9 protein-coding genes are annotated in these 13,862 nt (G+C 66.0%); 2 read left to right on the forward strand and 7 right to left on the reverse strand.

What is annotated here, in order from left to right; all coding sequences use genetic code 11:
• Positions 1 to 92 precede the first annotated feature (92 nt).
• Positions 93 to 2,639, reverse strand: coding sequence for a hypothetical protein (locus MLG_RS11985; protein ID WP_041718055.1), 2,547 nt, complete (start codon positions 2,637 to 2,639; stop codon positions 93 to 95).
• Positions 2,640 to 3,696: 1,057 nt separating this feature from the next.
• On the opposite strand from MLG_RS11985, the gene cysQ reads away from it, so the two are divergent.
• Positions 3,697 to 4,521: a 3'(2'),5'-bisphosphate nucleotidase CysQ gene (gene cysQ / locus MLG_RS11990; RefSeq protein WP_011630106.1), complete on the forward strand. Its 825-nt coding sequence runs from the start codon at positions 3,697 to 3,699 to the stop codon at positions 4,519 to 4,521.
• A gap of 107 nt (positions 4,522 to 4,628) precedes the next feature.
• On the forward strand, positions 4,629 to 5,354 hold the full coding sequence (locus MLG_RS11995) for a GAF domain-containing protein (RefSeq protein WP_011630107.1): 726 nt from the start codon (positions 4,629 to 4,631) through the stop codon (positions 5,352 to 5,354).
• A gap of 237 nt (positions 5,355 to 5,591) precedes the next feature.
• Here MLG_RS11995 and MLG_RS12000 read toward each other — a convergent pair whose 3' ends face one another.
• The 6 genes from MLG_RS12000 to MLG_RS12025 form a co-directional block, all read right to left on the reverse strand.
• Positions 5,592 to 5,927: a hypothetical protein gene (locus MLG_RS12000; RefSeq protein ID WP_011630108.1), complete on the reverse strand. Its 336-nt coding sequence runs from the start codon at positions 5,925 to 5,927 to the stop codon at positions 5,592 to 5,594.
• Positions 5,928 to 5,936: 9 nt separating this feature from the next.
• On the reverse strand, positions 5,937 to 7,490 hold the full coding sequence (locus MLG_RS12005) for a hypothetical protein (RefSeq protein WP_041718057.1): 1,554 nt from the start codon (positions 7,488 to 7,490) through the stop codon (positions 5,937 to 5,939).
• Between the two features lie 358 nt (positions 7,491 to 7,848).
• A complete protein-coding gene (locus tag MLG_RS12010; protein WP_011630110.1) occupies positions 7,849 to 9,030 on the reverse strand; it encodes an acetate/propionate family kinase in 1,182 nt (393 codons plus the stop codon).
• Between the two features lie 791 nt (positions 9,031 to 9,821).
• Positions 9,822 to 11,231 (reverse strand): bifunctional enoyl-CoA hydratase/phosphate acetyltransferase, encoded by a 1,410-nt coding sequence (locus MLG_RS12015; protein ID WP_011630111.1) that lies wholly within the window; start codon positions 11,229 to 11,231, stop codon positions 9,822 to 9,824.
• A gap of 39 nt (positions 11,232 to 11,270) precedes the next feature.
• A complete protein-coding gene (gene fabI / locus MLG_RS12020) occupies positions 11,271 to 12,047 on the reverse strand; it encodes an enoyl-ACP reductase FabI (protein WP_011630112.1) in 777 nt (258 codons plus the stop codon).
• A gap of 18 nt (positions 12,048 to 12,065) precedes the next feature.
• Positions 12,066 to 13,823 (reverse strand): PHA/PHB synthase family protein, encoded by a 1,758-nt coding sequence (locus MLG_RS12025; RefSeq protein ID WP_011630113.1) that lies wholly within the window; start codon positions 13,821 to 13,823, stop codon positions 12,066 to 12,068.
• Positions 13,824 to 13,862: the final 39 nt, after the last annotated feature.

A 13,862-nucleotide genomic window follows, 5' to 3' on the forward strand; every position in this document is an offset into this window, starting at 1 on the left:
CCTGCCACTAAACGAACGCACCCCGCCGCGACGGGCCACACGCGGTGACCCGGATCACGGCGGGGTGCGTGATCGTAGTACAGCTTGGGCGATCAGTTGCCGTCGTCAAGCACCCGGCAACGGATGTCGTAACGCCAGGCGGTACCGGACTGCGGGCCGATGACCGTGATCTTGAAGCTGTCCACGGCCCCCTTCATGAAGATGGCGTCGGCCTGGCCCCGACCCGGCCCGGCGATGCCCCCGGGATAGAGGGGATCACCCTCGTAGCGGGAGGCGCCCCGCCAGCCAGTGTCGTGCACCACGGCGCCGGCCGGGTACTCGACGATGTACTTGTCCGGGATGGAGTAGGCGTCGAAACGCAGGTCGAAGACCGCCCCGGTGGGGATCTCGCTGATGTCCCAGTTGTCCACGGTGACGCCCTGGCCACCCTGGTCCGCGGCACGCCAGACGTTGCAGATGTCCAGCTCTTCGTCGCGCTCCTCCACCTCGCCGATGGTCACCACGGCACTGGAGTCCGCCAGTTGGCCATCCTCGCCGCTCAGCGTGGCCACAAGGCCGTAGGCCCCCTCCTGCCCGTAGGCGTGGGAGATGGTGGTGCTGGCGGTGTTATCCGCCCCCACGCTGACCTGGGTCGACCCGCTATTGCCGTCACCGAAGGCCCAGTCGAAGGTCACGGTGTCCACGTCGGGCGGGATGCGCACGGCATTCAGATTGAAGCTGTACTGCACCCCCACTTCGCCATCACTGAGGCCCGGCGGGTCGATGCGCAGGATCACATCGCTGGAGACCTCCACATTGGCCGGATTCTCCGCCGCATAGGGGAAGCCCAGGGCACCAAACAGGCCGTCATAGACACGGACATTCATGGCGTAGACCCCTGCCTCTTCCGTGGCGGGCACCCAGGTTTCAGTGGCATTGCCGTTGCCGTCGTTGCTGGCCTGGGCCACCACCTCGCGGGTCCACGGGGCATCGTTGGCCTGGTCGGTACGGAAGGCGACAAAGTCGGTATCCAGGCTGCCGATGCTTTGGCCGGCGCTCACCTGCAGGGAGAGGGGCTCTTCCACCTCGACCTTGGCCGGTGCCGCCTGAACCTGGGGATTGGGCGACTGCAGCAGCGAGCGATGGATATCCACCAGGTTCACGTTGGTGGAGACAAATCCGCTGATGTTTGCCGCCCCCGGCACCCCCATCCGATCAAGAATGCGCTCAAAGGCCTTGATGCTGTCCAGCAGGGGGCCGAAGCCGGCCTTGCCCTCAGCGAAGAACGACCACCGCGGGCCCCGATAGTCTTGCTCCTCCGAGTCGAAGGGGTACGTCATGCTCAGGTCTGAGCCGCCCCCGATCTCCAGGCCAACCAGGCCGGTGCTCGCCAGCTCCCAGCGCAACACCCGAACGTCCAGGTTCAGAGCGGCACCCATGTAGGGCCCCACGCTGGCGGAAAACTCATTCTCGAGGCCGCCGCCAAGGTTGGCGAAATCGACACCATCGCCGAAGGTCTCGAACTCGTTGATACCCCGAAAGCCTTGGACGCCGGTATAGCCAATGCCCAACTCCATCGAAGCACCCTGGTCGAGTTCTATCCCGCTCAGGGAGAGCTCACCCGCCTGATAGCTGCCCGCCACCTTGAACCCTACTGAAGGCTCCAGGCTGGGGGTGAGCAATACCGGCCCAACCACCGGCACGGCGGCAAAGGGCACGGAACGAAGGCCCCGGCTGCAGTTCACGTCGGCGCTGCCGCCCCCGGAAAGCGTGACACCGCCCAGGCTGGCGTTAAGGTGGCCCTGCCCGTCCAGGTAGATGTCAAAGCGGTTCAGCGAGCGGTTGCTGATATCCAGATCCACCCGCGGGACCAGCGCGTAATTGTGGTTGATGCTCAAACCGGTCACGCCGATATTCAGCACGCTGCCGCCGAGTTTGCACTCCAGGCCACCCTGGATTTGTTGAACGGCCGCACCGCTGACCCGGTCTTCCGCGGCCGCGCCCGACACGCCGGCACCCTCCGGGCGCCCGTCGTCGTGCCCGTCTTCATCCAGCACCCCGCCATAGTTCAGGGGCGTGCCCTGAGCCTGGATGCTCAGATTCTCGAAGGCGTCGGTGAGCTCGGCCGGTTCGGTCTCAAGCACCACGCGATTGCCGTGCACCGTGACCTCGGTGACCCGGTCCAGCAGACCGGCCCGGTCGCCACTGACCAGCACGTCACCGGGCGCCAGGCCCTCGGTCTGCTCATTGCGCTGCAGGACCACCCGGGCGGTCAGCTCGTCCTCGTCGGTGAGTCGGTCGTCCACCACCCACCCGGCATCGACGTAGAGCGCACCGGGGGCCAGGTCGGCGATAGCGGCCAGGGCCATCACCGGCTCCACGCCCTCGGCGGAGAGCTGGATATTGGCCGACCCGATGGTGTGCGTCAGTGCGGTGATCCGGCCGCTGGCGTCCACCCCGATCAGATCCGGGTTGGTGGATTCGTACTCGATGGTGGCGGTTCGATCGACGCGGCCGTTATCCAGTACGACGTAGGCCTCGATCTCCGCGCTGTCCCCGGCGCCGGAAAGGATGATGGATTGGTCGGAGACAATCTCGATGCGTTCCGGCTCGCCCCCCAGGCCCCCACCGAAATCCTCATCCTCGACACACCCGGCCATTAATACTAGAACAAGTAAAATAATTAGCAGTTGGATGAATCTGCTTAATCGATACACAACGTCCTCCTTGAGCCCGGTCCCCCGGGCCTGTAACCATTATTCTTAAGGCTTCTTAAAGGTTTCCCTGATACCCGCCGAGCGGCGGACGGCCTGTTATACACCGCCTTGGGTTCCGCGGTAAATACCGAGAAAAGGCACCTGTAAAGGAAGCCGACATTCGCGAAGAAACGCCTATTGATCAAGAAGCATTAATTAAAAACACGCGAGAAAAATCTGTCTTTTCTCCATAGAGGCAAGGGCCGTCCCCTCCCGTGCTTGCGAGCCCCACGCCCCGCTACGCGGGCCCGACTCAACGAGGAACGGCGCTCCCCGTCATCGCGAGGGCCGAAGGCCACACCCCCGTCATCGCGAGGGCCGAAGGCCCGTGGCGATCCAAGCGGCGTATGGACTGCCGCGTCGCTGCGCTCCTCGCAGTGACGGGGGAGGCGCCCCCACCGTCATCGCGAGGGCCGAAGGCTTTCCCCGTCATCGCGAGGGCCGCGGGCCCGCGGCGATCCAAGCGGCGTATGGACTGCCGCGTCGCTGCGCTCCTCGCAGTGACGGGGGAGGCGCCCCACCGTCATCGCGAGGGCCGAAGGCTTTCCCCGTCATCGCGAGGGCCGCGGGCCCGCGGCGATCCAGGCGGCGGGTGGACTGCCGCGTCGCTGCGCTCCTCGCAGTGACGGGGGAGGTGCCCCCACCGTCATCGCGAGGGCCGAAGGTTTTCCCCGTCATCGCGAGGGCCGAAGGCCCGTGGCGATCCAGGGCGGTAGACTGCCGCGTCGGCTTCGCCTCCTCGCAGTGACGGTGGGGTGGTGCAATCACGGAATCGGGAGCCCGCAATGGCGGAGTGCGGGGCCTTGCAATGACGACGAGACGACTCCTGGCAATGACAGCTTATTCAATATTTCCTTAACAGATCTCCGCATTTAATGAGCTCACGGGCGTAACGCCCGGGGCACCAGCTATTGCGGCCCATGGCTCTTGATTTCTGCCCACCAGTGGTAGAGTAAGGCTCATGAACAACCTGCTCACGACCCTGCACACGGCGATGGACGAGGCGGCCCATCGGGTGATGGCCATCTACGCCGATCCCGACCGCTTCGATACCCGGCGCAAGGCCGATGACAGCCCGGTCACTGCCGCCGATCTCGCCGCTCACGACTGCCTGGTGGCGCACCTGCGGGCGGTGGCGCCCGACATCCCGGTGGTGTCCGAGGAGGCGCGCCCGGCCCCTTGGTCGGAACGGCGTCATTGGTCGCGCTGCTGGATCATCGACCCGCTGGACGGAACCAAGGAGTTTCTCAAGCGCAACGATGAGTTCACCATCAATGTGGGACTGGTGGAGGGCGGCCAGCCGGTGCTGGGCATGGTGGACGCCCCGGCCCTGGGCGAGCGCTATTACGCCATACGCGGTGAGGGGGCCTGGCGCCAGAGCGCTGGGGCCGAGCCGCGAAGCATTCGGGTGGTGGAGCCGCCCCGGGCCGGCGACCGCCCCTGGCGGGTGGTGGGCAGCCGGTCCCATGCCTCGGCGGAGACCCAGGCCTTCATCGAGCAGCTTCCTGAGGTGGAGTTGGTGCCCATGGGCAGTTCCATGAAGGTCTGCCTGGTGGCCGAGGGCCGAGCCGATCTCTACGCCCGTCTGGGCCCCACCGGCGAGTGGGATACCGCCGCCGCGCAATGCGTGCTGGAGGAGGCGGGCGGCTGCCTGCTGAGCGCTGAGACCGGCGAGCCGCTGCGTTACAACGAGCGCGAGTCGCTGATCAACCCCTGGTTTATCGCCTGCGCCCGCCCCGACCCCGCCTGGCAGTTGCCACACGTCCCCCTGGCCGAGGCCCGTTAATCTCGATCGATTACTAATCCCATCGTCTAGACTGATTATTGAGACTCGGATTCGATTGAGGCCGCCTGCACCCTCCCCGGGTGCGGGCCAAACAGGGGATGCAGCGCATGGGGCAGGCACTGTCGCGGTTCGACGAGGACCTCCGCAAACTGGCGCGGTTTGTGGAGGAGACGGAATCGGCGGAGCGGGGGCTGACCCAGCTCTCGCAGCTGGTCAGCCATGCGATGGGCTGCCGGCACTGCTCCATCATGCTCGTCAAGCACGACCCGGACAGCGGCGAGCCGCAGCTGCGGGTGCAGGCGCACCACGGCGACCTGCCCGAGGCGGCCTACGACGACGCCCAGCCCCTCGGCAGCGGCATCGCCGGGCGCGTGGCCAGTTCCGGCAAACCGCTGCTCATCTCTGATGTGGACCACTCGGAGTTCGCCGGCCTGGCCCTGCGCCAGTCGGGGAAGGGCCCGGACAGCATCTCGGTACCCATCGTGCTGGAGGATGAGGTGGTGGGGGTGATCAACGTGGACAGCCCGGAGGGCGGCCGGCGGCTGGGCGAGGATGACCTGCGGATGGCCTCGATCCTGGCCCTGGTGGTGGCCAAGTCGCTGCACATCCAGCGGCTGCGCGGGTTGCTCAAGACCCACTTCATCAAACTGGCCCTGGCCCGCGCCCGCGCCGAAGGCAACGGCCCGGTCACTCACGCCCCGGAAAAGGTCGCCAAGCTGATGGCCCGCACCCTCTACCAGGAGATGGACAAGGCCGGCTTCTCCCGCGACCACATCCTGACCGCCGCCACCGAGATCATCAGCCAAGTCAGCGACGCGATGGACACGCGCTGACAGACTCTCCCCTCTCCGTCGTCGCGAAGGCCGGGTAAACACTCCCACCGTCATCGCGAGCCCCCCTTCCCCGCTGCGCGGGCCCGAATCAACGAGGAACGGGGCACCCCTGTCATCGCGAGGGCCGAAGGCTTTCCCCCCGTCATCGCGAGGGCCGAAGGCTTTCCCCCCGTCATCGCGAGGGCCGAAGGCCCGTGGCGATCCAGGCGGCGCTCGGCACGACCGCGGCATACACCGCTATCGGTCGCGGTGGTTAGGGTGATCCCGTTGCAGTTTATCCAGGGCCCGCTTGACCGATCGTTGATGTGAGCGGCCCAAGGCACGACGGATTTCCAGGGTGCCCACACCAATCGCCAGCAGCGCCACCGGGGCCAGGATGACGCCGATGAGCGCAATAATGCCGGCGACCTCATCACGCAGAGACAGCACCAACCCGGCTATCACCCCCACCGCCAGCCCGCCGGTGACTACCACCAGCACTTTGACACGAGGCGGTTGCTCCTTGACCCACCACAGCAGTGGCGCTACTAGCAATAACGCTAACAGTTCCCAGGAACTTTCCGGCAGAGTCATGGCGTTAGCTCATCCCTGGAAAACGAGTTGTCGCTGCTTTCGGTCCAATACCTCGTCCCCTCTGCGAAGTTCAGCGACCACGGTATCCCGCACGCCGGATTCTGCCCCGGGCACAGTCATGGCATACCTTTGATCAGGTTGGATAGAGAACGTCCGGCTTGCAGAATACCCGTCAGTCCCCTCTACACTGAAATGGATGCTCATCTCCGGGGCCTCGTCACAATCGACCCCAAGCTCGATACGATATGACTGACCCCGGCCCGGGGCCGACGGACTCAAGATCAGCTCATGCAGATGCGCATCCTTTCCGTCTTCCAACTCCAACTCTACGACAGCCGGTTGGCTGCCCGGCTCCGCGATGGATACCGCACCTGTTTCCGTCGTGCCGGCACCGCTGTACCGCGCCTCTACCATCACGGGGAAGTTGTCGTCCGGCCCCTTACGCATGTGCACTAGATCATTGCCGGCCTTATACAGCTTGACGGTGCCGTCAATCATCCCCTTAACTTCGGTGATTACCTGCCACACTCGCTTGACTCGGGGTACATTCGCTAGCAGCAGGACCGGCAGCCCGATCTTCGGAAAGGCCAGCAATAACCGAGTGACCGCGGCCACAAGGGTCTTTTCGGTTACAGCAGAGGCAACCTCATTCAAGGCAAAATTAAGACCACCAGACGCCAGCACTTCGCCAACCGTGGGAAGGTCATCCAGGCCAACTTCACCATAGAAACCGTCCTTATCAACGTCGGGCTTCAAGTCGATATGGACGCTAGGCGGTCGCAGCCAGTCCAACGCGATTGGGGGCACGCCGGGGCCGAAGCTGACCCTTCCGTCAATCTGCATTGCAGCATCAGCAGCCACCACGGCGGTTGCCTTACCACTGAATACGAGTCCGCATGCGCCCCTGGCCTGAACCAATATCTGTTGGCTGCTAAAGCTGCTAGCGAACAGACTAGCTTGGCCCATGACTGAGCCGCTGTCCGCATTTAGCGTCTTGACGGTGATCCCCTCACCACCACGGGGAGCGTGCATCAGAGTTGCAGCGTGGACCGCATTCCCATTGCCATCGTCCGCTTCTTCTGCTTCCTGCTCGGCCTTCGCTAGTGTACTGCTATACGATTCGCCCTTACCAAGGTCACTGAACGTGAAGGCAACGTCGTCCTCTAGCTGCTCCAACTGCAGCCTTATGCCAGCGTTTTCCAGTTGTAGATCCAAATGGTCATCATCGACGACCAGCACTGTATTGTTCATGGGATCTACAGGGTCATTGACGACAACACGCCGGATGGCAACCACATTACCCGCTTCGTCACGGTCACCATAATAATGCGTGTAGGCTCCCGCTTTGGACTCCATAAACAAGATGCGCCCTTGCGGGTCGTCTGGGTAGAACGTTAAGCCTGCCCCGAATACTTCATTCTCCTTTAGGGCGGGACCATCTCCCGATTCAGTAGACTCCTCGTCGGTAACACACCCCACCAACAATGGTATGACCGGCATTGACAGGGTTCCTGTCAATGCCTGGAGCAGGCGACGCCTTATCTTGTTGACTTCCTTGCCCATTTTAGCCTTCCTTGTGTATTCATCAGATAATCCGAAATTGATCCGGTCAGCGGAGTATAGCCCACAAGCAAACAGGTGAGAGGAGACTACGCTCCCTAAATCACAATGCTGTGGCCACGCGGGGTGCCAACCGCAGCTTGGACTGACGCGTCGCTTTGCTTCTCGCAGTGACGGGGGGAGACGCCATCCCCGTCATCGCGAGGGCCGAAGGCCCGCGGCGATCCAGGGCGGTAGACTGCCGCGTCGGCTTCGCCTCCTCGCAGTGACGGTGGGGGAGGTGGCCTCCTCGCAGTGACGGTGGGGGAGGTGGCCTCCTCGCAGTGACCGGTGGGGGGTGGTGCCGCCGCCCCCGGGGCGGTTACGCAGGGTCCAGTGTGCGTAACGTGTGCCGGGCGATCATCAGCTCTTCGTTGGTGGGGATGATGTAGGCCGGGATGCGGCTGTCGGTGGTGGTGATGCGCCCGGCGTTGTGGGCGTTGGCCTCCCGGTCCAGGGTGATGCCCAGCCAGCCCAGTTGCTCGCAGATGGCGGCGCGCACCGGGGCGGCGTTTTCGCCGATGCCGGCGGTGAAGACCAGGGCGTCCAGCCCGCCCAGGGCGGCGGTGAGGCTGCCCACCTCGCGCACGGCGCGGTAGACGTAGTACTCCACCGCCTCGGCGGCCTCGCGGCGGTCGCTCTCCAGGAGCTGGCGCATGTCGGCGCTGATGCCGGACAGGCCGAGCAGGCCGGAACGGCGGTAGAGCAGGTCCTCAATCTCAGCGGCGTTCATCCCTTCGTTCTGCAGCAGGTAGAGGATGACGCCCGGGTCGATGTTGCCGCAGCGCTGGCCCATGGGCAGGCCGTCCAGGGCGGTAAAGCCCATGGTGCTGGCCACGCTCTGCCCGCCGTGCAGGGCGCACATGCTGGCGCCGTTGCCCAGGTGGGCGACGATGGTGCGCCCCTCGGCGGCTTGCCGGTCATGATCTGGCAGCACGGAGGCGATGTACTCGTAGGACAGGCCGTGGAAGCCGTAGCGCAGGACCCCCTTGTTCTCGTACTGGCGCGGCAGGGCGAAGCGCTGGGCGACGCGCGGCTGCTGGCGGTGGACGGCGGTGTCGAAGCAGGCCACCTGGGGCAGATGCGGGCGGACCCGGGCCACGGCGTGGATGGCGCGCAGGTTGTGAGGCTGGTGCAGCGGTGCCAGTTCGCAGAATCCGTCCAGCCGCTCAAGGATGTCATCGGTGATCCGCACCGGGTGGCTGAACTCCGGCCCGCCGTGAACCACGCGGTGGCCGGCGCCGATCAGGTCATGGCCCTCCAGCCTTTCCTCGAGCCAGCTCAACGCCCGGTCCAGGGCCTCATCATGCCCATCGGACTCCGGTAATTCCTCGTGCAGCAGGCGTTTGCCCTGGTCGTCCTTGATCTGCAGCGAGCCGATGCTGGCACCCAGACCGTCGGCCTGCCCCCGGTAGCAGGGGGTCGGCGCCCCGCCGGCCACGGTGTACAGCGCAAACTTGATGCTGGAGGAACCTGCGTTGATGACGAGCAGGGCCTGGGTCATGGGGGGCCTCCGCGTGGTTCGTACTGTTTATGGTTGAATCGTCATTGTGACGGGCAAGGCGTTGAAGTGATAGGTACGCTGCTGCTCGCCATGATGTTATGGATTGCTTCGCTGCGCTCGCAATGACGGGGGTGGCACCTCCCCGGCCCTCTTGATGAACATGGCCAGACGCTGCGGGCGCCCCCTACCCTCACTGCGAGCGCGGCCCCACCCCCACCGTCACTGCGAGGAGGCGAAGCCGACGTGGCAGTCTACCGCCCTGGATCGCCGCGGGCCTGCGGCCCTCGCGATGACGGTGGGGGCGTATCCCCCGGCCCTCGCGATGACGGTGGGGCACCTCCCCCCGCCACTGCGAGGAGCGCAGCGACGTGGCAGTCCATGCGCTGCCTGGATCGCCGCGGGCCTGCGGCCCTCGCGATGACGGTGGGGGCGTATCCCCCGGCCCTCGCGATGACGGTGGGGCACCTCCCCCGTCACTGCGAGGAGCGCAGCGACGTGGCAGTCCATGCGCTGCCTGGATCGCCGCGGGCCTGCGGCCCTCGCGATGACGGTGGGGGCGTATCCCCCGGCCCTCGCGATGACGGTGGGGCACCTCCCCCGTCACTGCGAGGAGCGCAGCGACGTGGCAGTCCATGCGCTGCCTGGATCGCCGCGGGCCTGCGGCCCTCGCGATGACGGTGGGGGCGTATCCCCCCGGCCCTCGCGATGACGGTGGGGGCGTATCCCCCCGGCCTGCGCGATGACGGGGGGACGGCTCCCCCCGCCTAGCGATGACGGTCGGCGGCCTTTCCTTAGAGATGAGCCAGGCCCTTGCGCTTGCGTTCGGCCACCAGCAGGGCGATGGCGCAGGAGGCCAGGCGGGCCACTACGTCGTCGGCGCGGCTGGTCAGCACGATGGGCACCTTGGCGCCCAGCACGATGCCGGCGGCCTCGGCGTCCGCCAGGTAGTAGAGCTGCTTGGCCACCATATTGCCCGACTCCAAGTCCGGCACCAGCAGGATGTCCGCCTGCCCGGCCACCTCGGAGCGGATGCCCTTGGTGCGTGCGGCAGCGCGGGAGATGGCGTTGTCGAAGGCCAGCGGCCCGTCCAGCAGGCCACCATGGATCTGCCCTCTGTCGGCCATCTTGCAAAGCGCGGCGGCATCCAGGGTGGACTGCAGATCGGGGTTGACCGACTCGGTGGCGGAGAGGATGGCGGCGCGCGGCTCCGGGTTGTCCAGGGCGTGGGCCAGTTCGATGGCGTTCTGCAGGATGTCGCGCTTGGCCAGCAGGCCGGGGTGGATGTTGATGGCCGCGTCGGTGACCAGCAGCGGGCGCGGGTAGGTGGGCACGTCCATGCAGTAGACATGGCTGACCCGCCGCTCGGTGCGCAGGCCGTCGCGCCGGACCACCGCGCCCATGAGCTCGTCGGTGTGCAGCGAGCCCTTCATCAGGGCCTCCACGTCGCGGTTCTTGGCCATCGCCACGCCCTGCTCCGCCGACTGGTGGCTGTGCTCGGTGGCCACCAGTTTGAATTGGGAGATGTCCAGTTCCGCCTCCTCGGCGGTGGCACGGATGCGGTGCTCCGGCCCCACCAGGATGGGCACCAGCAGGTTGTGTTCGGCGGCCCGCACCACCCCCTCCAGCGACAGGGCGTCCACCGGGTGGACCACCGCCGTGAGGATGGGGTCCAGGTCGTGGGCCAGGTCCAGCAGGCGTTTGAGCTGGCGGCGCTGGCGCCCCTTGGTCTGCAGCTCGGCCTCTGCCGGAGAGATCTGGGTGTGCTCCCGGCTGAGCTTCTCGGTGGGCGCACGCACGATGTAGATACCGCGCAGCACGTCCTCGCCATGTTCGTTCACACACTGGCAATCGAGCATCACCTGGCGGTCGCCCTGCTTCTCGTGGACCCGCACGGTGACGGTGACCGTCTCGCCGATGCTGACCGGGCGCAGGTGGGTGAGGTGCTGATCAATGAACTCGGTGCCCGGCCCGGGCATCTCGGTGGTGACCAGGGTGGCCACCAGCCCAGCGCCCCACATGCCGTTGGCGATGGCCTTGTGGTAGAGGTCGCTGCGGGCGGCATCGGCGTCCATGTGCTCGGGGTTGAGCCGGGCGGAGCCGCCGGCGAACAGCCGCAGGTCGTCTATGGTCAGGCGCCGGATCAGGGTCGCCTCGTCCCCGACCTGCAACTCGTCGTAGGTGTGGTTCTCGATCTGGCTCATGGCGTCGGTTGGGCCCTTATCAAGTGGGAATGTCCGCGGTCAGCCGGTGACGTGGTAGCCGCCGTCCACCGGGATGAGGGTGCCAGTAAGGGTACGGGCCTGGTCGCTGACCAGCAGTGCGGCCAGCGCACCCACATCGCCCGGCTCGGCCAGGCAGCGCAGCGGTGAGCGACTGCGCGCGGTCTCCATGAGGTGGTCAAAGCCGGCCAGACCGGAGGCGGCGCGGGTGTCCATGGGGCCCGGCGACAGGCCATGCACGCGGATGCCCTTGCCGCCCAGCTCGTCCGCCAGGTAGCGGACGCTGCACTCCAGCGCCGCCTTGGCCGGGCCCATCAGCTGGTAGCCGGGGATGACCTTCTCGGCCCCGTAATAGCTCATGGTGAGCAGGGTCCCGCCCTGGTCCATCAGCGGCTCGGCCAGGCGCGCCATGCGAATGAAGGAATGGCAGGAGACGTCCATGGCGGTGAGAAAGCCGTCCACGGATGAGTCGGTGAGCCGGCCGTGCAGGTCCCGCAGGGGCGCGAAGGCAATGGAGTGGACCACGAAATCCAGCCGGCCCCACTGCGCCTCGATGGCCTGGAACACGGCCCCCAGCTCGCCCTCCTGCTGCACATTGCAAGGCATAACGATGGGCGCCTGCAGTTCCTCGGCCAACGGCCGGACGTGCTTCTCCGCCTTTTCATTCAGGTAGGTGACCGCCAGCTCAGCGCCCAGCTCCCGGAAGGCCCGCCCGCAGTGGTAGGCGATGCTCTGGTCGTTGGCGATACCGACCACCAGGCCTTTTTTGCCGGCCAGGGACAGGAACGGCTGCGTCATAGGGGAATCTCCTGTGGGTCAGTCCATAAGGACGTATTTGCCGGGGGCGTTGCGCTGCGGCCGGTAGCCGCGCACGTCGGCGCCCATCTGCGGCGGCTTGCCCTTGTTGCCCGAATGCCGCGCCAGCCAGCGGTGCCACTCCGGCCACCAGGAGCCCTGTTTGCTGGGCACCTCGGCCAGGAAGTCATCCGGCGCCAGGTAGGGGTCCTGCACCTTGCGGCAGTGGACCTGATAGGTGCGCCGCGGGTGGCCCGGCGGGGTGACGATGCCAGCGTTGTGGCCGCCGGTGGTGAGGGCAAAGGTGACGTCCGTGCGGGCCAGCCGGTTGATCTTGTAGACCGACTTCCAGGGTGCGATGTGGTCCTTGGTGGTGCCCACGGCGAAGATGGGGGTGCGCACGTCCCAGAGGTGGATAGGCTGGCCGTCTACGTCGTAGCGCTCCTCCACGAAGTCGTTGTTGAGGAAGAGCTGGCGCAGGTACTCACTGTGCATGCGGTAGGGCAGCCGGGTGGTGTCGGCGTTCCAAGCCATCAGGTCGATCATCTCGCTGCGCTCGCCCATGAGGTACTCACGGACCATACGCGACCAGATCAGGTCCTTGGAGCGCAGCAACTGAAAGGCGCCGGCCATCTGGTCCGAGCTCAGGTAGCCGGCATGCCACATCATGTCCTCCAGGAAGGTGACCTGGCTGTCGTCGATAAACAGGTCCAGCTCGCCCGGCTCGGTGAAGTCACACTGGGCAGCAAAGCACGTCAGGCTGGCCAGGCGGTCGTCGCCCTCGCGCGCCATGGCGGCCGCCGCGAGCATGAGCAGGGTCCCGCCCAGGCAGTAGCCGGCGGCATGCACCTTCTGCTCCGGTACGATGGTGTTCACCGCCTTGAGGGCATCCATGATGCCCATCTTGCGGTAATCCTCCATGCCCAGATCGCTGTCGTCGGCGGAGGGGTTCTTCCACGACATCATGAACACCGTGTGGCCCTGGTTGACCAGGTACTCCACCAATGACTTGCCCGGGCGCAGGTCGAGGATGTAGTACTTCATGATCCACGCCGGCACGATGAGCACCGGCTCCGGGTGGACCCGATCGGTGGCCGGTTCGTACTGGATCAGCTCGATCAGCCGGTTGCTGTAAACCACCTTGCCCGGGGTGAGCGCCAGGTTCTCGCCCACCTTCCACTTCTCCATGCCGGCGGGGGGCTCGCCCTGGATTCGCCGGGCGGTGTCGTCCCACCAGTTGCGCAGGCCGCGATAGAGGTTGGCACCCCCCTCCTTGGCGGTGGTCTCCATCAGTTCCGGGTTGGTCCAGAAGTAGTTGGAGGGCGAATAGATGTCGAGGATCTGGCGGCCGAGGAAGTTGACCACGTCCTCATGGTGGGTCTCCACGCCGCGGATGTCGGTGGTGGCCACGTGCCACCACTGCTGGGTGAGCAGGAAGCCCTGGTACCAGACGTTGAATGGCCAGCGCTGCCACTGGGACGCATTGAAGCGGGTGTCCTGGGGCAACGGCTCGATACAGGGCGGGTGGCGCTCGGCGCCGTTGGCCGCGCAGCGCATGGCGTAGAGCGACAGTCGGGTGGCCTTGCGCCAGGCCTTCTCCACCAGTTCCGTTTGGCGGCCCGGCGAGATACCCATGTGAATGGCCCAGTCGACATAGGCCAGCCCCAGGGAGGCCGGGGAGAGACCACCGGTGACCCGCCCCATGCCGGCGTGCAACAGCCGGTCGATGGGGTGAGCGCCGCGACCGGTATCAACACGTTCGACTTTATCGTGGGTCATGGCTGAATCCCCTGCTCTCTGCTCGCCAAAGGCTTATAC

This window comes from Alkalilimnicola ehrlichii MLHE-1, from assembly GCF_000014785.1.
Taxonomy (GTDB): domain Bacteria; phylum Pseudomonadota; class Gammaproteobacteria; order Nitrococcales; family Halorhodospiraceae; genus Alkalilimnicola; species Alkalilimnicola ehrlichii.